This window comes from Prolixibacter bellariivorans ATCC BAA-1284 (genome assembly GCF_000621705.1).
Taxonomy (GTDB): Bacteria; Bacteroidota; Bacteroidia; order Bacteroidales; family Prolixibacteraceae; genus Prolixibacter; species Prolixibacter bellariivorans.
Genome location: NZ_JHXO01000011.1, coordinates 283,163 through 302,750 on the forward strand (window position 1 = coordinate 283,163; position 19,588 = coordinate 302,750).

The 19,588-nt window shown below is 44.5% G+C and carries 17 protein-coding genes; 5 read left to right on the forward strand and 12 right to left on the reverse strand.

Annotated elements, in window-relative coordinates; translation table 11 throughout:
- The first annotated feature begins 149 nt into the window (after positions 1 to 149).
- Positions 150 to 869 (forward strand): cell division ATP-binding protein FtsE, encoded by a 720-nt coding sequence (locus T426_RS24000; protein ID WP_025864429.1) that lies wholly within the window; start codon positions 150 to 152, stop codon positions 867 to 869.
- On the opposite strand, the gene T426_RS24005 is transcribed toward T426_RS24000, so the two are convergent.
- Positions 846 to 1,979, reverse strand: a complete 1,134-nt coding sequence (locus T426_RS24005) for a glycosyltransferase family 4 protein (protein WP_051569009.1) — start codon at positions 1,977 to 1,979, stop codon at positions 846 to 848. The genes T426_RS24000 and T426_RS24005 overlap by 24 nt on opposite strands.
- Positions 1,980 to 2,071: 92 nt before the next feature.
- Here T426_RS24005 and murB point away from each other — a divergent pair, with 92 nt between their 5' ends.
- On the forward strand, positions 2,072 to 3,091 hold the full coding sequence (murB, locus tag T426_RS0115995; protein ID WP_025864432.1) for a UDP-N-acetylmuramate dehydrogenase: 1,020 nt from the start codon (positions 2,072 to 2,074) through the stop codon (positions 3,089 to 3,091).
- Between the two features lie 11 nt (positions 3,092 to 3,102).
- Here the strand turns inward: murB and mltG are convergent, their stop codons facing one another.
- Entirely contained in the window at positions 3,103 to 4,164 is a 1,062-nt protein-coding gene (mltG, locus tag T426_RS0116000) for an endolytic transglycosylase MltG (protein WP_025864433.1), read from the reverse strand.
- Between the two features lie 163 nt (positions 4,165 to 4,327).
- Between mltG and T426_RS0116005 the strand changes: the two genes are divergently transcribed.
- Positions 4,328 to 5,533, forward strand: a complete 1,206-nt coding sequence (locus T426_RS0116005) for an FprA family A-type flavoprotein (RefSeq protein WP_234406675.1) — start codon at positions 4,328 to 4,330, stop codon at positions 5,531 to 5,533.
- A gap of 75 nt (positions 5,534 to 5,608) precedes the next feature.
- Here T426_RS0116005 and T426_RS0116010 read toward each other — a convergent pair whose 3' ends face one another.
- Positions 5,609 to 7,096, reverse strand: coding sequence for a UxaA family hydrolase (locus T426_RS0116010; protein WP_025864435.1), 1,488 nt, complete (start codon positions 7,094 to 7,096; stop codon positions 5,609 to 5,611).
- A 77-nt stretch (positions 7,097 to 7,173) separates the two neighbouring features.
- A complete protein-coding gene (locus tag T426_RS0116015) occupies positions 7,174 to 8,655 on the reverse strand; it encodes a tagaturonate reductase (protein ID WP_025864436.1) in 1,482 nt (493 codons plus the stop codon).
- 261 nt (positions 8,656 to 8,916) lie between these two features.
- Here T426_RS0116015 and T426_RS0116020 point away from each other — a divergent pair, with 261 nt between their 5' ends.
- Positions 8,917 to 9,450 carry an AAA family ATPase gene (locus T426_RS0116020; protein ID WP_025864437.1) on the forward strand — a complete coding sequence of 178 codons (534 nt, stop codon included), beginning with the start codon at positions 8,917 to 8,919 and terminating at the stop codon, positions 9,448 to 9,450.
- A 51-nt stretch (positions 9,451 to 9,501) separates the two neighbouring features.
- Complete coding sequence (locus T426_RS0116025) at positions 9,502 to 10,287, forward strand: SGNH/GDSL hydrolase family protein (protein WP_025864438.1); 786 nt, start codon at positions 9,502 to 9,504, stop codon at positions 10,285 to 10,287.
- Positions 10,288 to 10,347: 60 nt separating this feature from the next.
- On the opposite strand, the gene T426_RS0116030 is transcribed toward T426_RS0116025, so the two are convergent.
- From T426_RS0116030 to T426_RS25250, 8 genes are all read right to left on the reverse strand, one after another.
- Positions 10,348 to 12,378: a transketolase family protein gene (locus T426_RS0116030; RefSeq protein WP_027585963.1), complete on the reverse strand. Its 2,031-nt coding sequence runs from the start codon at positions 12,376 to 12,378 to the stop codon at positions 10,348 to 10,350.
- Positions 12,379 to 12,570: 192 nt separating this feature from the next.
- On the reverse strand, positions 12,571 to 13,749 hold the full coding sequence (locus tag T426_RS0116035; RefSeq protein ID WP_025864439.1) for a phosphoglycerate dehydrogenase: 1,179 nt from the start codon (positions 13,747 to 13,749) through the stop codon (positions 12,571 to 12,573).
- 114 nt (positions 13,750 to 13,863) lie between these two features.
- Positions 13,864 to 15,219: a GntT/GntP/DsdX family permease gene (locus tag T426_RS0116040; protein ID WP_025864440.1), complete on the reverse strand. Its 1,356-nt coding sequence runs from the start codon at positions 15,217 to 15,219 to the stop codon at positions 13,864 to 13,866.
- Positions 15,220 to 15,254: 35 nt separating this feature from the next.
- Positions 15,255 to 15,542, reverse strand: a complete 288-nt coding sequence (locus T426_RS0116045; RefSeq protein WP_025864441.1) for a hypothetical protein — start codon at positions 15,540 to 15,542, stop codon at positions 15,255 to 15,257.
- A gap of 209 nt (positions 15,543 to 15,751) precedes the next feature.
- Positions 15,752 to 16,117: a DUF6624 domain-containing protein gene (locus tag T426_RS26025; protein WP_308788847.1), complete on the reverse strand. Its 366-nt coding sequence runs from the start codon at positions 16,115 to 16,117 to the stop codon at positions 15,752 to 15,754.
- A gap of 23 nt (positions 16,118 to 16,140) precedes the next feature.
- Positions 16,141 to 16,422 carry a hypothetical protein gene (locus tag T426_RS26030; protein WP_174820390.1) on the reverse strand — a complete coding sequence of 94 codons (282 nt, stop codon included), beginning with the start codon at positions 16,420 to 16,422 and terminating at the stop codon, positions 16,141 to 16,143.
- A gap of 112 nt (positions 16,423 to 16,534) precedes the next feature.
- On the reverse strand, positions 16,535 to 18,178 hold the full coding sequence (locus T426_RS25245; protein WP_082229553.1) for a serine hydrolase: 1,644 nt from the start codon (positions 18,176 to 18,178) through the stop codon (positions 16,535 to 16,537).
- 174 nt (positions 18,179 to 18,352) lie between these two features.
- Positions 18,353 to 19,279 (reverse strand): DUF6624 domain-containing protein, encoded by a 927-nt coding sequence (locus T426_RS25250; protein ID WP_025864444.1) that lies wholly within the window; start codon positions 19,277 to 19,279, stop codon positions 18,353 to 18,355.
- Positions 19,280 to 19,588 lie beyond the last annotated feature (309 nt).

The following is a 19,588-nucleotide window of genomic DNA, read 5'->3' on the forward strand; positions in this document are numbered from 1 at the left end:
TCTGATTTTTTTCAGGGCGTAATCAGGTTAAACACTGTTTGTTCCGGTTTAAAGAAGAGAATCCACACAATTGTTCCGCAAAAAAACTTAGTTTTGTCTGAAGCGGCCTCATACAAAAATATAATTTTCACTTAAACTTTCGATTACTAGTGGAAGCAATCATTGAACTGAAAGGTGCAGATATTTATCAACGTGAGAATCTAATCCTGAAAGATGTTAATCTTCAGGTAGAAAAGGGAGAATTCCTGTATATTATTGGGAAAGTGGGAAGTGGAAAATCCAGTCTTCTGAAAACTTTTTATGTTGAATTGCCTCTGATTGAAGGGGAGGGAGAAGTTGTTGGATACCAACTGCAGTCCATTAAACGGAAAAATGTTCCGTTTCTTCGCAGGAAGCTGGGAATTGTTTTTCAGGATTTTCAGTTGTTGATTGATCGGAGCGTTTATAAGAATTTGGAATTTGCTCTCAAGGCTACCGGCTGGAAACAGGAGCGGGCTATTAAGGATCGTATTCGGGAAGTGCTCGAGATAGTTGATATGCCGCATTCCGGTTCGAAAATGCCGCATCAATTGTCGGGTGGAGAACAGCAACGCATTGTCATTGCCCGGGCTTTACTCAATAATCCGGAGGTGATTCTGGCCGACGAGCCTACCGGGAATCTGGACCCGGAAACATCAGAAGCGCTTCTGAATGTTTTGAAAGGAATTAATCAAGAAGGAAAAACCGTCATCATCGCAACACACGACTATCCGTTGATCAGGAAATTCCCGGCAAGGAAATTAGCCTGCGAAGATGGGACCGTTCGGGAAGTAGGCGAGGAGGAAGAAACGATAGATTTCGAATCGTTACTCAACGACGGGCTGTCCTGATTCTTCCAGGAATGGGGCATAAATGGCCGCCAGTTTTTTCTCTTCGTTTTCCCAACACAATTCCCGTGCTGCCAGCGATGCATTCTCTTCCCATATTTTCCGGTGTTCTTTTGCCGAAAATAATTCGTTGATTTGTTGGGCAACTGCTTCGGGTGTCCGCTCTTTCAGTATTTCACCCACTTTGTAATTCTCGACCAGGCGGCGCATTTCCGGTAAATCGGAAACAAGTACCGGAATGCCGGCGTGGATGTAATCGAACAATTTATTGGGTAGCGCAAAGTGATAACTTAATCCCAAATCTTCTTCAAGCGAAATGCCCAAATCGGCCTGTGGTGTCAGGAAATGGAGTTCCGAAAGCGATAATCTTCCGAGAAAGACCACTTTGCCTCCCAGATTTTCCCTGATAACCAGTTCCTGAAGTTCTTCTTTTTTGTCACCGTCGCCGGCGAGCAGTAAAATACTTTTGGGAATATACTTCATGGCTTGAATCATCATCTCCAAACCACGTCCCATATTCAATGCTCCCTGATAGAGAATGATTTGCTGATCACCAAAATCCATCTGTCGGTCGCCCGGAATGAAAGTTACGGGCGAAAAGCGCGGCATATTCCGGATAACGGTAAATTCTTTCCGGTAAACGGACGAAAGGCATTCCGAAATGGATTGACTGACTGTATAGGCAGAATGTACATGTGAAAGCGAAAGCTTCTCCAGTCGTTTCCACATCCGTTGTACCCAGGGACGTTTGATAACTTCCGGAACTTCGGTGAAGAGTTCGTGACTATCGTATACGATTGGCAACTTGCGCAGACTGGCTGCGGCAGTTATTCCCGGAAGGGTATCCAAATCGTTGGCAACCAATACATCGTATTTTCCGAAAAGGACATGAAAAAAGAGTCGTATATTAAAGGTTGCATAAAAGAGCGGGCCTTTATTGAAAAGCAAACGGTATCGCCGGGTTTGGTACGGTCGTGACAGGGAGCCACTTTTTCGGAAGCGTCTTCCCAGAAGTGTTACTTCGAAGCCCATTTTTTGCAGCGATGAGGCTACTTTATGTACACGGTGATCGGTAACGAGATCGTTTGTTACTGCCAGGAGTATTTTTCGCACAGTTGTCTAATTCTAGTTGTAAAGATACGCAGTTATAAAAGGAAACGTAAATATCCCTGCTTCTATTATCTTTGCCATCAAAAATTTAAGGTATGTTTCTCCTCTACCACGATTATTCCCTGTTAGAACGGAACACATTTGGCATCGATGTCAAAGCTAAATCGTTTCTGTCGTTTTCTGATCCCCAGGGACTGATTCAGTTTTACCAATCAAATCCTGAGTATCGGGACATGGAGCATCTGATCGTTGGTGGAGGAAGCAATTTGCTTTTCCTGCATGATGTGGATGAGCTGGTTTTGTCTTCGGACGTTTCCGGAATTGAGATTCTGAAAGAGGACAAGGAATCGGTTTGGGTAGAGGCTGGTGCCGGCATCGACTGGGATGAGTTCGTTGCATTCTGTGTAGGAAACGGTTGGGGAGGCGTTGAAAATCTTTCTTTGATTCCCGGTAAGGCAGGAGCAGCTCCTGTTCAGAATATTGGTGCATATGGCGTGGAAGTGAGCTCCGTTATCCGGGAAGTTCATGGTGTTGATCTGCAAACGTTGCAGGAAAAAACGTTTACCCGTGAGATGTGTCAGTTTTCCTACCGTAACAGTATTTTCAAACAGGAGTGGAAATGCCGCTTTGTTGTTACTTCAGTGGTGTTTGAATTAACCAAGAAGCCCGAATTCAAGCTCGATTATGGTGATGTGGCCGCCGAAGTTGAACGTTTGGGAAAAGTTTCTCATTCTAACATTCGAAGAGCGGTAATTGCCATCCGCGAAAGAAAGCTGCCTGATCCTGATATCATTGGAAATGCCGGTAGCTTTTTCAAAAATCCGGTGGTGGAGGATGAAAAAGCCCATACATTAAAAGCAAAATATCCGGATGTTCCGCTTTATCCTGCAGGTGCAGGAAAAGTGAAAATTGCGGCAGCCTGGTTGATTGAGCATGCCGGCTGGAAAGGAAAGCGTATCGGTCAGGCCGGAGTGCACGATGGTCAGGCATTAGTGCTGGTCAATCACGGCGGCGCTACCGGACAGGAGATCTTTGATCTGTCCGAACAAATCCGTACTGATGTGGAAAATAAATTTGCGATTCAGCTCGAACGTGAGGTGAATGTAATCGGCTAAGCTTACTTTTCTTATTTAAAAATGCGATTTTTATTCAACGCTCGCTGGTAGCGCGCTGCATTCCGGTTGTGCTCTCTCAATGTGCGAGAGAAATTGTGGTAGCCTGAAAAATCTTCCTTTGCACAGAAATACAAGTATTTACTTTTCTCATAATTCAGTACGGCATCAATACTTTTCGGATTCGGAAAATTAATGGGGCCGGGAGGTAAGCCTTTGTATTTGTATGTGTTGTAAGGCGATTCAATTTCGAGGTGTTGATTGAGAATGCGCTTGATACTAAAATCTCCAACGGCAAATTTCACGGTCGGGTCGGCTTGTAACCGCCATCCACGCTTTAACCGGTTGATGTAAACGCCCGCAATTTTGTGCATTTCATCCGGTTTAACCGTTTCTTCCTGAACAATAGAAGCCAGGGTTGTTGCCTGAACGGGTGTCATACCTGCTGCTTCCGCTTTCTTTTTCCGTTCATCATTCCAGAAACGGTCGAACTCTTGTTTCATCCGGTCGACAAATTCTACCGGTGTCGTTGTCCAGTATAACTCGTAGGTGTTGGGAATAAACATTGCCGGAAATGAGGCATACGTGAAGCCATATTTTTGGGCCACAACGGTATCAGTTAGCTCTTTCAGAAAAGCGGCTGAATCTGCTTCGAGATAATGTGATAAACGAGCTGCCAAATCTTTCCTGAATCGAATGTTATTGAAGGTCACTTTAATGGGAGTCTGGGCGCCGGAACGCAACACATCAATCAGTTTGTTGTTGCTCCAGTTCTTTTCAAGTTTGTACGCCCCCGGTTTTATCAAATCCGGATACTTTTTTTTATTCGCTACCCATTTGATGGACTTGTAGTTGGCCAAAAAATCACCAGCCTTCAGTGAGTCAATTACCTGATCATAAGTCGCACCATCGGGAATGTAAACAAAGCCTGTATGTTTTACATTATTCTCGAAAATGTACCCATACAGCTGAAAAGCACGAATGCCTGCCACAATAAATCCGATGCTAACCAATATAATGGCCCATTTTCCCATGCGGGGGAAAACCATTAGTCTATTTCTGCGCTCAATTCCCATACTTAGTCTTTTACGGTGGGTAAAAATAGTAATTTCAGTCGAACTCCCCATTTCATGCTCAGAGGTTGTTTATTTATGTTTTGTTGACAATTATTCAACGGTTTACAGCCAAATATTTTATATTTTCGTGCCTGAATCTGAAAACCAAAAAATCGTTAACTGTTTGGAGGACAATTTTATGCATCAGGTAAAGCTTGCAGATGAAATTTATTATGTAGGAGTAAACGACCGGAAAACACACCTTTTTGAAAATTATTGGCCGCTTCCACACGGAATGGCGTACAATTCGTATCTCATTGTTGATGAGAAGGTCGCTTTGATGGACACCGTTGAGCGTACGTTTATCGACGAATATCTTTCGAATATTAAAAATATACTGGGTGACAGGAAGGTTGATTACCTTGTTATTAACCACATGGAACCTGATCATTCCGGAGCAATCCGCAGCATCGTTGCCGAATATCCTGATATCACCCTCGTCGGGAACAAGAAAACTTTTCCGATGCTGGAAAACTTTTACCAGATTAAGGAAAATACACTGGAAATTGGTGATGGTGATGAACTTCCGTTAGGAAAAAATACCTTAGAGTTTTACACCATCCCGATGGTCCACTGGCCCGAAACGATGGTTAGTTTCGAAAAGACGAACGGCATCCTATTCTCAGCCGATGCTTTTGGAGCCTTTGGCACGCTCGATGGTGGAATTTTCGATGATGAGCTGAATCTCAGTTTCTACGAAGAGGAAATGATGCGCTACTTTACCAATATCGTTGGAAAGTACAGTCCGCATACGCAACGTGCCATGAAAAAGCTGAGTGGTTTGGACATTAAAATGATTGCTGCACTTCATGGTCCAATCTGGCGTTCGCATACCGATTTTGTGCTTTCGCGGTACGATAAATGGAGCAGTTACCAAACGGAAGAAGGTGTCGTGATTGTGTATGGTAGCATGTACGGTAATACCGAAAAAATGGCCGATGTAATTGCCCGTCAGCTGGCAGTTCGTGGCGTGAAAAATATTCGCGTTTACGATGCTTCGAAAACGCACCAATCGTATATCATCAGTGATATTTTCAAATACAAGGGATTTATCGTGGGAAGCGCTGCTTATAACAACGAAATGTTCCCGAGTGTGGAAGCGTTGGTGACCAAAATTGAGCACATGGGCATCAAGGAGCACCTGTTGGGTGTTTTTGGCTCATTCTCCTGGAACGGTGGTGGCGTGAAAAACCTGATGAAGTTTGCCGAGAACATTAAGTGGGATGTGGTTTATGAGCCGGTGGAAGAGAAAGGCGCTTTGAAAGCGGATAAATTCCAGATGTGTATCGATTTGGCGAATGCGATGGCAGACCGCTTGAACGCAGAGTAATTTATTTTGAACCCGATAAAAAAGGCTGTCTTCAGAGATGAGGACAGCCTTTTTCTATGTTCAGGTGTGGCGTTATTAAAGGGTTACGCCCGATTTGAAAATGGCCATTTCGCGAAAACCGCTTTTTTCATGGTTTAGCTTTTCGCCGCTGGCCACGTTGATGATATATTGTACAAATTCGTCAAGTAATTCTTCCATGGTTTGCCCGTTGACTAACTCTCCGGCGTTGAAATCGATCCAATGCTTTTTCTTTTCGTAAATCGGGGTGTTGGTTGAGATTTTCATGGTGGGAATAAAACTGCCGAACGGTGTTCCCCGTCCGGTGGTAAACAGCACCATTTGGCATCCGCTGAAACCAAGTGCCGACGTAGCTACCAAATCGTTTCCGGGAGCAGATAAAAGGTTCAATCCTTTTTTGCTAAGTGGATCACCATATTTCAGCACATCCACGATGTTTGCATTTCCGCCCTTTTGCGTACAGCCCAGCGATTTTTCTTCCAGTGTGGTAATCCCGCCGGCTTTATTTCCCGGCGACGGATTTTCGTATACCGGTTGGTTGTGTGCAGCAAAATAATCTTTGAAATCGTTGATTAGGCTGACGGTCTTACCGAAGATGGCTTCGTTTTCAGCTCGTTCCATGAGTTGCTTCTCGGCACCAAACATCTCGGGTACTTCAGTGAGAATCGTAGTTCCGCCGGAAGCGGTTAGGAAATCGGAGAAAGCGCCCAACAACGGGTTCGCGGTGATGCCGGAAAAACCGTCGGAACCACCGCATTTCAATCCAATGTTTAATTCGGATAGGGGTAGTTCAACGCGTTGGTCACGACGCATAACCTCGTAGAGTTCCTTCAGTATTTTGACGCCTTCCTCAATCTCATCCTCTACTGCCTGGGCTTTCAGAAAGCGGACACGTTCTTCATCGAAATCGCCCAGCGAATCCCGGAAGTCTTCCATCTGTAAATTTTCGCATCCTAGACTCAGGACTAGTACGCCACCGGCATTCGGGTGTTTGGCCATATTTCCCAATACTTTTCGGGTATTGGCATGGTCATCGCCCAACTGCGAACAACCGTAATTGTGCTTGAATACCTGAACGGCATCAATGTCATTCGGGTGAACTTCTGATTTGAAGATGTCGAGAATTTGTTGAGCCTGACCGTTCACGCAGCCAACCGTTGGTATAATCCACAGCTCATTCCTGATTCCGGCTTTTCCGTCCTTTCGTAGGTAACCCTTAAACGTGCGCGAGGGCTCACCTTCGGAAAGCTTTCTGAAATTTGGATGATACGTGTACTCCAGGTTTCCTGATAAGTTTGTCTTCAGGTTATGGGAATGTACATGTTCACCAACTTCAATCGTAGAGGTGGCGTGACCAATGGGTTCGCCGTATTTCAGAATCAATTCGTCCGTTTCAATTTTTTGAATGGCGACTTTGTGGCCGGCCGGAATTTCCTGCAAAACGGTAATCTGCTGGCCGTCGACTTGCAGTTGCTCACCTGAACTGTGCGGTTGGAGGCAGACGACTACATTATCTTTTGGCGAAATGCGAATAAACTTTTCCATCTGTTGTTTTGTAAAGCCGGGAAATACTCCCGGACTTTTTCATTCATCACAGTTAATCAATCATTCAAAACATGTACTCAGGCAACTTTCTTCTTCGGATTTCTTCTGCCCAGTACTGATTTTACAGCTTGCTTCATGCCTGTCTGTTCAATCAGGTAGAGGTAGCCGGCTACCGCTTCGGTGAGTCCGGAAATCTGGTTCAAATCCTGTTTCCAAAGTTGTTTCAGATTCAGTACTTTGGTCGTTAGCTGATGCATTCCTTCCGGAGTTCCATCATAAGCTTCCCATACTTCACCGTAGAAGTCCAGAATCCATTGGTCATCATTCAGTGTATATGCAACTCCCTCAACGCTTCCTTTGTAGTAGGCAATGGTTGCTGCCAGCGAGAAAACCAGCTTTTGCGGTAAGCGACCTTCTTTTTCAAAATAATCGAGCAGTGAAGGCAGATTACGAGTTTCCCATTTCGACATGGAGTTGAGGGCAATGCTCTTCCATTCGTGGCGGATATACGGATTGTAGAAACGTTCCAGAATTTTTGTTGCAAAAGCTTCCAGTTCAGTTCGGTTTCCCTGAATTCCCACCAGAATCTCATCATAAACCATTTCCTTCATGAAGCGGCCGATTTCGAGGTTTTCGATGCTTTCGCGAACGGTTGGCAGGCCATATAGCAGCGACGTAGCGAAACTTCCGGTGTGGCATCCGTTCAGCACACGTACTTTCTGTTCGCGGTAGCGGGTCATGTCTTTTACAAATTTTACCTCCAGACCTGCTTCCTGTGCCGGAAATTCTTTTTGCACCCATTCCGGTCCTTCAATGATCCACAGGTGAAAGTATTCGGCTTCGGTGACTAAATTATCTTCGTAGCCCAGCTCTTGCTGAATTTCCTTAATGTTTTCTTTCGGGAAACCGGGAACAATACGGTCGACCAGTGAATTACAGAATGCGCATGAATTTTCGAGCCATTCGGTAAAGGCCGGTTCGAGCTTCCAGTTTTCAGCATGTTGTAACACGTACTTTTTTAGGAAATCGGCATTCCGGTCTATCAACTCGCAGGCAATGACGATTAGTCCTTTGGCCGGATCGCCTTTAAATGTTTTGAAACGCTGATATAGCAGTGCGGTCATTTTTCCCGGGAAGGATTTCTGAGGTTGCATCTCCAGTCGGTCATTTTCATCGAATACAATGCCCGCTTCTGTCGTATTGGAAATGACAAAACGGAGTTCCGGATTGTCGATTACTTCCCGGTAGGAATCGAATTCGGTGTACGGATTGATTCCCCGATTGATGCAGTCAATCAGTTCGGTTTCTTTTACCGGCTGACCGTTTTTCATTCCTTTCAGGCATACATGATACAAACCGTCCTGTGCATTGAGCATATCCACCATTCCCCGCTCAATGGGTTGAACAACGGTAATTCCTGCGTTGAAACCGGCCGTTTTATTCATTCGGTTCACCATCCAGTCGGTAAATGATCGTAAAAAGTTGCCTTCTCCGAATTGTAGTATCCGTTCGGGATAAATAGGAAGGTCGGCTACATTGCTGCGGTTCAGTTTTTTCATTCTCTCTTTGATTTATTGATTTCGTGTTCGTACACGGAATTGCATTTTAAAAAATCCGTGTGCGAACACGGAGTCAGCTGCTAAAGTATAAATTTATGTTGTTGCTCCATCACTAATGGTGAGAGCGTATTTGTATTTTATTTATTATCAATAGAATAAAAATGATAATTAATGATAAATTAATTTTATCATCTGTCGCAGGATGTTTATTCAAAATGTGAACGCATATTATTTCTAAATTAGGAGTAGAATTATGATGAAATGGTTTATGTTTTGACTGGTGGTCCCGGATTTGGAAAAACCGCGCTTGCAGAGAAGCTTGCGCTGAAAGGATACCAAATCGGTCCTGAAATTGCACGTGTATTGATTGATGAGCAACTAAAAAAGGGGGGAGAGATTTTACCCTGGCGGAATTCCCGGGAGTTCGAACGTCGGGTGATGGAGTCGCGCATTCGTTTTATTCAGCAGATTCCTGATAAAGAGATTGCTTTCGCCGATCGGGGCTTGCCGGACCAGGTCGCTTTTTCACTGTATAAGGGGAAACCAGTTTCGGAGCCATTAGCTGCGGCAGTAAAGAACCATCGGTATGCCGAAACTGTTTTTATTACACCTCCGTGGCGCGAGATATACACGGAAGATGACATCCGGAAGGAAACGTTCGAAGAGGCTTGCCGAATTCATGATTGGATTGTAAAAGCTTACCGGGAAGCAGGCTACCATTTGGTGGAAATCCCGAAAGGCAGTGTTGACGAGCGGGTGAAGTTTATTGCCGATTTTGTTTCATCGGCCATTTGATAAGTGAATTTCCTTTGTATTAAAACATAGTAAACGATAAAAACGAAGCGCATGAAAAGAACCGATCGTCGCGAATTTTTGAAACAGACGGCCATAAGTGCCGGAGCTCTCACTGCCATCCCTGGAATTATTGCGGCTAGCGCGCAATCTGCCAATGCGCAGGTGGAAACAGAGATATTGTCTGAAGTTTTCTTGAAAAAAAATGATGTGATTCTTTTTCAGGGTGACTCCATTACGGATGCCGGAAGAGAAAAGAAAGATCAGCGGCCAAACGATCCATGGGGATTTGGTCCCGGTTATGTTTTCCTGGCAGCATCGCGACTGCTGGATCAGTTTGCCGAAAAAAATCTGACCATTTACAACTGCGGCATTAGCGGAAACAAAGTTTTTCAATTGTCCGATCGTTGGGAGACTGATTGTTTGGAACTAAATCCCAAACTACTTTCTATCCTGATTGGCGTGAACGACTATTGGCACATGCACGATGGTAAATATGACGGTACCATCGAGGTGTACGAAAACGATTACCGCGAACTGCTAAGGCGAACAAAAGCTGCTATGCCTGATGTGAAACTGGTGATTGGTGAGCCTTTTGCCGTTTTGGGATGCCGTGCTGTGGATAACACGTGGTTTCCCGCATTTGATGCCTACCGGAAAGTTGCCCGTAAACTGGCTAAAGAGTTCGATGCGATTTTTATTCCGTATCAATCGGTTTTTGATGAAGCGTCGAAGAGAGTCGAGCCGACATATTGGACGGCAGATGGCGTTCATCCCACAGTAGCCGGTTGTCACCTGATGGCGGCCGCCTGGTTGAAAGCGGTCTTTGGAATGGAATAAGAAATACAAAAAAATCCCCGGCCAAAACAACCGGGGATTTCCATTGGTAACAAGTGCAAGTTATTTTCCAAGGAATGCTTTTACCTGTTTGTATACGTTTTCGCCGTTGAATCCCAATTCTTCATCAAGCACGGAATAAGGTGCAGAGAATCCAAACGAGTTGAGGCCCCAGACAGCGCCATCATCACCAACAAGTCCTTTCAGGGTAACCGGCAAACCAGCTGTCATCCCGAATTTCGGTACATCAGCAGGAATTACTTCTGACTGGTAGGCTTTGTCCTGTGTGCGGAAAAGTCCTTCGGAAGGTACCGAGACTACCCGAACTTTCAAGCTGTCGCGTTCGCGTAATAAAGCTGCACCACTCACGAGCGTAGCTACCTCTGAACCGGAAGCCAGTAAAATAACGTCCGGGTTGGCGTCATTTTCAACAATGTAAGCTCCCTTTTCAGCTTCCAGTGCATCGGTGTAACGATTGCTGTTGGCCGGTAAGTCTTTTATATTCTGACGAGATAGAATCAATGCGGTAGGCGTGTCAGTATTTTCCAGCGCCATTTTCCATGAAACAGTCGTTTCAGGTCCATCGGCCGGACGCAGAACCAGCATGGAATTTTCGCCGTGGTGATTTTTCAATTGTTCGAGCAGACGAATTTGTGCTTCCTGTTCCACCGGCTGGTGAGTTGGACCATCTTCTCCTACACGGAAAGCATCGTGTGTCCATACATATTTTACCGGAAGTTCCATCAGAGCTGCCAAACGAACTGCAGGTTTCATGTAATCGGAGAATACGAAGAAAGTTCCGCAAACCGGAATCACACCACCGTGAAGAGCCAAACCATTCATGACACATGCCATGGTCAATTCCGAAACACCTGACTGCAGGAAGGCTCCGGTGAAATCATTCTTGGTAAACGGATGTGTCTTTTTCAGGAATCCATCGGTTTTATCGGAGTTCGACAAGTCGGCGGAAGCCACAATCATATTTTCGATTTCATCCGCGAAAGCGGCTAAAACGGCACCTGATGCTGCGCGAGTTGCCGTGTTGGCTTTTTGTTCCAATGCGGCAAAATCAAATTCAGGAATATCACCGGAGAGGAAGTTTTCCAGTTTCTCGGCCAGTTCCGGATTGGCTTTTTCCCATTTTTCTTCTTCTGCTTCAAACTCTTTTACCCACTGACGAAGCTCATCCTGACGCTTTTTGTAAAGCTCCTCCACTTCAGGGAAGATTTGGAAAGGCTCTTTCGGATCGCCGCCCAGATTGGCAACGGTTTTGTCGAGTGAAGCGCCTGCTGCGGAAAGTGGTTGTCCGTGAGTCGAAACTTTTCGTTCGAAATTTTCGCCACCTTCGGTAACCGCACCTTTTCCCATAATGGTTTTACCAATGATGAGGGTCGGTTTTTCCGTCTCTTCATTGGCGGCTTTTAGTGCTGCACGGATTTCATCGGCATCGTTGCCTTTGATGGTTATGACCTTCCATCCCCAGGCTTCGTATTTTTTTGCGGTGTCTTCGTGACTAACTTCATTGGTTTCGGAAGAGAGCTGGATGTCGTTGGAGTCGTAAAACATTACCAGATTGCTCAATCCGAGGAAACCGGCCAGGCGACCTGCTCCCTGAGAAACTTCCTCCTGAATACCACCATCAGAGATGAATGTATACGTTTTATGTGCCATCCATTCGCCAAAACGAGCCACGAGGAAGCGCTCGGCAATAGCTGCTCCAACGGCCATGGTATGTCCCTGTCCCAGCGGTCCGGAAGTATTTTCCACACCCCGCTCGGTATCCAGTTCCGGGTGTCCGGGAGTAACCGAACCCCATTGACGGAAATTCTTCAGGTCTTCCATCGAGAATTTTCCCGAAAGGGCGAGCACAGAATAAAGCATCGGAGACATATGACCCGGATCGAGGAAGAAACGATCGCGGAACGGCCAGTTCATGTCGTCCGGGTTATATTTTAGAAATTCAGAATACAAAACGTTGACGTAATCAGCTCCGCCCATGGCACCGCCCGGGTGACCCGATTTTGCTTTGTCGACCATAGCGGCCGATAAAATTCGAATGTTGTCTGCTGCTTTATTGGTTAAATTGTTCTTCATCTGATTGTGGTTAAAATATTTTCGACGTAAAAATAGGAATTTTTGATTATTAAAATGGCAACAATAGGTGTAAATAATACACTTTACTTTTGTCGTTTTTATAGACTGATTTTAATATGCGTCCATATAAAAAAGAAACACCCCAAAACAGTTAAGGTTTGGAGTGTTTCCTATCTAAATCATTAAAGATTGTTATTTCTGTCCGGGAAGAATGCGAACCATGAAGATGCCTTCAATTTCGCGAAGTTTATCACCAACTTCGGGATTCAATTCATTTCGGTCGATATCAATGATGTTGTAAGCAATTCCGTTGCGATTGCGGTTCATCATGTCGGCAATGTTCACACTGTAGCCAGCCAGCAGGGTGGAAATCTGGCTTACCATGTTCGGAACGTTCTTGTTCGCGATAAGGATGCGGGCACCACCGTTACGGTTCATGATTACATCGGGGAAGTTCACCGAATTACGGATATTTCCGTTTTCGAGGTAATCACGTACTTCGCGGACTGCCATTACTGCACAGTTGGTTTCCGATTCTTCAGTGGAAGCACCAAGGTGCGGAATGGCAATCACATTCTTCATGTTAATGACATCTGCATCGGGGAAATCGGTTACATACCAGCCTACTTTTCCACTTTCGAGCGCGGGTTTCAAATCGGCATTCGAAACGAGTCCGCCACGGGCAAAGTTCAGGATGCGTACCCCGTCTTTCATCATGGCAATTTTCTCTGCATCGATGAAATTTTTGGTTTTATCCATCAGTGGAATCTGAAGAGTCACGTAGTCGGCCTGTGCCAGCAGTGCTTCGATGCTTTCGGCACGGGCGATATTCTGGTTCAGTTCCCAGGCATGCTCAACGGAAATATAGGGGTCGAAACCAATTACGTTCATGTCGAGCGCTTCGGCTGCATTGGCAACCATTACTCCAATGGCACCAAGTCCGATGATAGCCAGTGTTTTTCCTTTGATTTCGTTGCCGGCAAAGTTCGATTTTCCTTTCTCTACCAAAGCAGCCACATTGTCTCCTTCACCTTTCAGTGTTTTGGCCCACTCAATTCCGCCGGCAATATTACGGGAAGAAAGAAGCAAACCGGCAATCACCAGTTCTTTTACTGCGTTGGCGTTTGCACCCGGGGTATTGAATACAACAATCCCTTTGTCGGTACATTTGTCTATCGGAATGTTATTGACCCCGGCTCCGGCCCGGGCAATGGCTTTCAACGAGGAAGGAAGTTCCATGTCGTGCATTTTGTAACTGCGCAACACAATGCCTTCCGGATTGGTTACCTCTCCGCCTACTTCGTAAGCATCAGCCGGAAAAAGTTTTAATCCTCTTTCGTCAATTTTGTTCAGTGTCTGAATTTTGTACATGTTGAGTGGTGTTTCGTGGGACGTATTTTACTGTGGAATGACAAAGGTCATAAAAAGTATGGAATCATTTAAGCGAATAAATGATTAATTGTCCATCCTTAAGAATTTTTTTACCTAGACGAAAAAACTCAGACCAAGGCTGAAAATTAATCCCGAAACCGAGATGATGGTCTCCATCACTGTCCATGATTGAAGCGTCTGTTTCTCGTCGATGCCAAAGTACTTCCCTACCAGCCAGAATCCACTGTCATTTACATGTGAAAGGATGGTTGCCCCGGCAGCAATGGATAGGACAATCAATGCCCGGTGAGGTGCCGAAAGATCGAATACTTCCAAAACAGGAGCCATGATGCCGGCGGCCGTAATCATAGCTACAGTAGAACTACCTTGCGTAATACGAACGACTGCGGCCAATAGCCAGGCCAGTAATAACGGAGGAAGAGCTGAATTGGCGATGGAGTTGGCCAGCATTTTCCCGATACCTGAATCGATAAGTACTTGCTTGAATACACCGCCGGCTCCGGTTATCAGGATGATGATACCGGCCGGGCCCAGTGCTTTGGTACTGATGTCCAGCAATTCTTTTCCGGATACCCCTCGTTTGGTACCCAGAAAATAAAGTGAAAGCAGCGTCGCCAATGTTAGGGCTGTAAACGGATGCCCCAAAAAAGCGATAATGTCTGTCGTTGTACTGGCGCTGATGATTTCTTTGCTTACCAGCACGCCGGAAATGGTGTTGGCCAGAATCAACAGCAACGGAACACCAATTAGCGCAGCGATAATGCCAAAACCAGGTAATTGTGTAGTATCAGTTGGTTCTTCCTCTTCATTACTGAAAGCGAGCGGAGAACCGGAAATCCGTTTACTAATATATTTGCCGAATACCGGTCCGGCGATGATGGCTGTGGGTACTCCAATGATAAAACCAAGTAGAATCACCCAACCCAGGTTGGCACCGACAATTTCGGCAACAGCCACCGGTCCGGGGGTCGGTGGAATAAAACTGTGTGTAACGGCAAGTCCCGCCAGTAGCGGTATGCCGTAATACAGTACCGGTTTACCCGTATCGCGCGAAAGCGCATAGACAATGGGTACCAAAATGATGAAACCCACATCGAAGAAAACCGGAATGGCCACGATGAAACCGGTGAGCACCATGGCCCACGGAGCTCGTTCGTATCCGAACTTCCCGACCAGGTAATGAGCGAGCGAACGTGCTCCTCCACTATGTTCGAGCAATGCTCCGAAAATAGCTCCAAGGCCTACCACGGTAGCAACAAAGCCAAGTGTACCGCCCATGCCATTTTGTATGCTCTGAAGCACACTGGCGGGTTTCATGCCGGTGGCCAGACCGACATACATGCTCGTAACAATGAGCGCGATGAAAGCATTGATTTTGAATCGGAGGACGAGAAGTAAGAGGAGGGCAACCGCCGAAATGACAATCGCCAGAAGCATCAACTGGCTCATATGAATTAGTTTATCAGGTTGAAAATCGGTTCTTGTTACCGCCGCCTGGAAAAACGGCTGAACAGAAATACACCTAAAAATAGGAAATATAACAACCCGCCCATAATGGCGAAGATGAATCCAAGCTCATACAGCGAGGGAAGGGCCGCCATGCGCACCAAACAAAACAAGGACAGAAAAAACCAGGTAAGGGAATGGAACCAGCGCAACACAAAGTTCATAAACTTATCGGTCCGGGTTTTGACCGGGAGCGGTCGGGGGGCGTAACGTAAATAGATGATGGCAATTGCCATGCATCCGATGAAGAGCCAGGTCCAATTCATATTGCAGGTTTTTCCCGCTAAGATATAATGGTTTTGGAAATTTTGATGTGTGAGTGGAATTGATTGTCGCCAATGTGAGATGCTTCGGGTATGATTATGGCTGGGGGAAAATTAAGAAATGATGGGAGACAATGCATTGTGAATTCCATTTATGCAGAATGGCTGCATCTTTTATCGATTGACTACTCTCATCTTTGTCTGTTCCGTAATTAATTCGGCCGTGTGGATTCTTGTTCCCGTTTAAATTCTTCTGTCCTCTTAATTTGTTCTTCCAGATTCCATTCAAAGTTGAACCGTTTTTTTAGAAATTCGGCGATGGGACCGAGCCCTATCGCTGCCCTTCGTTTATCGATATTCACGGGATCGTATACGGGCCATACATTGAAGGTTTTCGTTTCGGGGTAATATTTCATCTGCCCTCCATAGATTTGCAGGTCGCCTCGTTCTGTCGCAATTCTGTCTTCTGCTCTGTCCAGGAATCGTGGTTCCAGTTTATGGTCTTTTACCGCTTGTTTCATCAGTGGAAGATACTTCAGCCGGGCAGCATTATCTGAATGTTGAATGACATTACATATGGTCCAATTGTCCTATTCTCCAATCATTTCTTTGGTTGGCCAACCGTATTGATCGAGCATGTTTTTACTATCTGCTCATTTATCTTGTGGTTCTGCTTATAGATCGTCTGATACTTGTGAAACTGTTTTGAATCGGCACCATAAATTCTCATTAATGAATCCCTTAAATGGATGGGAGCTTGTTCTGTCTGCCAAACCTTATCCAGCACAGCCTTGAGATTTTCGGTCGTTTGAAGATTTTGTGCTTTGCTGAAAGTTGAATAGGCCATTGTTAATCCTGGAATGACAATGAATCGTGTTCTCATAAATCTTTTTGTCTTTAGGTTGATAGTGCCCCTGTAGAGATTGCCTCAAACGTCAGGGGTTACGGCGTTTCAATCGACTCCTGTCAAAGAACCGTTGAAGAATAAATAGTAATTAACTTTTCTTCTTCCCTATAATCTTCTGACCGCCTTTATATATGATGAATGAATCAATGTTGCCACTATCATTTTCAATGAACTCTATTTCAGCATCAAAAACTTTAGGAAAGAATTTGGTTTCTGATTCAGGATAAACCTGAAATTTCTGCCGTCCTGTGGCTTGTGTCATTAATTTTCCATTCTCAAAAGTAACACTGATGTTAAATCCAGGTCGTATTTCGTAAACACCAATGTAACGCTTTAATATTTCCGGACTTACTTGTATTTCATTGTGCAACGGAATCGGTTTATCCGTTTTTATTCCCTTTGTCTTATTTATCCGATTGGAGAAACTTGCTTCCATCTGATTTCCTTCTTCCTGAAATTGAATTTTAGACAAACTATTTTCGAAGAAAAAGGTATTTCTCTTTATTGGATATAATCTCTTTTTACTACTTCCGGTTCTTTGACTGTACAGATTATTATCATGTAGCGTTATAATTCTGGTTGTGTGGTCTTCAAACTCATACACACCAACTAATTTTTTAAGATATTCATTGTCAACAGCTATTGCATCTTTCTGGGTGGGATATGGTTTATTAATGGCAAGTGCTGCCATCCTGGTTGAAACCTGCCCTGGATCATGACAATCACAATTTGAAAAGACTGCAACAAATACATCTTCATTTGGAAGATAGATTGAGTTGGTAGCGTAGCCGAAAATCCCACCACTATGTTCAATGGTTGGACTCCCATTAATGTCATTCAGGCCCCAGCCATAACCATAATTTATTTTCTTACCGTTGTTTAATTCATAATTGGTGAACGCTAAATCTATTGATTCCTTTTTTACCAGTTTGTTGGAGCGAATTGCCCGGTTCCAAATAAGGAGATCTTCGACCGTTGACATCAGGGCGCCAGCAGCATACGGTTGTGTAAAGCTCAGGTAGTCGGCATTCTTATAGTCTCCCCGTTTTTGGTAACCATAAGCTCTGTTTTTAATGATCTTGGAATGACTGCCGTAGAAAGTGTGGTGCATTCCAAGTGGTTCGAAAATATTAGACTTGACAAATTGTTCATAGGTTTGCCCTGATACCTTTTCAATAATGTAGCCAAGAATAAAATAGGCGGAATTATTATATCTCCATTCCTCCCCGGGAGCAAAATCCATGGGCTCATTCTTGAAAAAATCGATGAACTCTTTTGGTTTAAAGTCTTTTCTCCAAACTGAAAACCAGTTCTTCATCGATGTATAACTTTTTATTCCGGAGGTGTGCGTTAGTAAATGATGAATACTAATGTGATAACCATGAGTAGGGTAGTCCTTGATGAATTTGGTGATGTCATCATCCAGATTCAGTTTTCCCTGCTCCATCAACATTAATATGGAGACAGCAGTAAACTGTTTTGTTATCGACCCTATTTCATACACCATCTCCGGCTCTGTTTTAACGCCTAATTCTAAATTGGCCATACCAAAGGCCTTTTGATAGATGATTTTGCCATGAATTGCTACTAATGCCGTTGCTCCAGGCCCCGATGGCGGGAACTCCTTTTCGAGCATTTTATCAAATTGTTTTTCGAGTTTTTGAGCATGAGCTGTAGTTGACAATCCAGAGAAAAGAATAAGTATGTATAGTGTTTTTTTCAGGTAGTTCATTGTTTTTTATTGTGTGTAGCGGATAAGCTGGTGATTTTAATTACGATTCAAATTATATGTCTGGCTTGTTGGTGAACACCACGTTTTATCACAAAAAAGAGGCTCCAATGAATCAGCCGGTGGCATTTGGCGTAGTCCATTGGAGGCTATATGATTGTTGGTCGTTCTTATGGCCTACTTCTTTTCAGCAGTCGGCCAATCGATATTAAACCGTTCCTTTAGATAGGGTTTCAAAGGACCTAATCCAATTTCGGCTCTGCGCTTGTCCACCTTTTCAGGCTCCTTTATGGGGTAAGGTTTCCGCACCATATTATCGAATTTCATTTGCGTACCATACAATTGTTCTTTTCCCTCTTCTACCAGCAACCGGTCGCACATTTTGGCATATCGGAGCGGTTGTGCTTCTCCATTTTTAAAGGCCTTTTCCAGCATCGGAAAGTATTTGGCCCGGAGCTCGTGACTGGCATGGTTGATGATAAGCGCTGCTCCTGCTGCGGCAACCTCTGTCACCGCTGATGCTGTTGGCCAGCCGTATTGGTCCAGAAGTTTCAACAATTGCTCTTCGTTTTCCTTTTTGTTCTTCTCTTCCATAGCGAGAACAGGAAAAATGGCCGGTGTACTAAAATACCCTCCGTTCTTCATGTACTTCCTTCGTTCAATATTTCCTGCGTACATCATCCCCTGGTCTTTGATGATCATTCGGAACAATTCCCGGGCAAATGGCTCATTTTTGATGGGACCGTTTTTCGCTTCATATTTTTTGAACTGCGCATCTTCAACTTTCTCCCATCTCGGGTCATCAATGACGCTTAAAAAATCGGGGTTGTATAATGGTTCCAGTGAGGAGTCGTTTTGAAGTGCGATGTTTAGGAAATAGAAAGTGGTGTCTCTCATTTGGGAGGTCCATAAAAGCGCGGTTGTTGACGCAATCTTATACGACATTTCTGTTGAAGGATGCTGCGCCATTGCTTCGCCGTACTTCATTAAAGCGGGCATTAAAAGTCCTTCATTTTTCAGGCTGTCCGCCGTACTTGTGTTGTTTTGTCCAAAGGCTGCCTGAAAAAAGAGCAGCGTTAACGAAAGTGCGATTAGTTTTTTCATTGTCAATTTTATTTATGTTTTGTGACAATGATAAAGTGTTTGGGTAGTTGAAAAATAAAAAATCGGCAAATTGCAGGTTTAGCTATGGATTCGACGATTTTACAACTTTGAGTATAAAATCAGCTTTTGTCCATTTGTCTTTTCCGGCTGTTTTGTGAGTTGCCGTTTTCATTACAGAAACAACACGCAACGAACTACCCGGATTTATCCTGATTATTTCATTGACATGTGAAGATGTGTTATCAGGTATTCATTCCATCCCGTTTGCGTCTAACGAACCACTTTTAGTCACCTGAATGGCTTCACCCG

Coding starts and splice junctions, on each gene's coding strand:
- T426_RS0116030 (WP_027585963.1), bottom strand. CDS start 12,378: ATGAAGAACAATTTAACCAATAAAGCAGCAGACAACATTCGAATTTTA.
- T426_RS0116045 (WP_025864441.1), bottom strand. CDS start 15,542: ATGAATTGGACCTGGCTCTTCATCGGATGCATGGCAATTGCCATCATC.
- T426_RS25245 (WP_082229553.1), bottom strand. CDS start 18,178: ATGAACTACCTGAAAAAAACACTATACATACTTATTCTTTTCTCTGGA.
- T426_RS0116025 (WP_025864438.1), top strand. CDS start 9,502: ATGAAAAGAACCGATCGTCGCGAATTTTTGAAACAGACGGCCATAAGT.
- murB (WP_025864432.1), top strand. CDS start 2,072: ATGTTTCTCCTCTACCACGATTATTCCCTGTTAGAACGGAACACATTT.
- mltG (WP_025864433.1), bottom strand. CDS start 4,164: ATGGGAATTGAGCGCAGAAATAGACTAATGGTTTTCCCCCGCATGGGA.
- T426_RS25250 (WP_025864444.1), bottom strand. CDS start 19,279: ATGAAAAAACTAATCGCACTTTCGTTAACGCTGCTCTTTTTTCAGGCA.
- T426_RS0116015 (WP_025864436.1), bottom strand. CDS start 8,655: ATGAAAAAACTGAACCGCAGCAATGTAGCCGACCTTCCTATTTATCCC.
- T426_RS0116010 (WP_025864435.1), bottom strand. CDS start 7,096: ATGGAAAAGTTTATTCGCATTTCGCCAAAAGATAATGTAGTCGTCTGC.
- T426_RS26030 (WP_174820390.1), bottom strand. CDS start 16,422: ATGAGAACACGATTCATTGTCATTCCAGGATTAACAATGGCCTATTCA.
- T426_RS0116020 (WP_025864437.1), top strand. CDS start 8,917: ATGGTTTATGTTTTGACTGGTGGTCCCGGATTTGGAAAAACCGCGCTT.
- T426_RS0116040 (WP_025864440.1), bottom strand. CDS start 15,219: ATGAGCCAGTTGATGCTTCTGGCGATTGTCATTTCGGCGGTTGCCCTC.
- T426_RS0116035 (WP_025864439.1), bottom strand. CDS start 13,749: ATGTACAAAATTCAGACACTGAACAAAATTGACGAAAGAGGATTAAAA.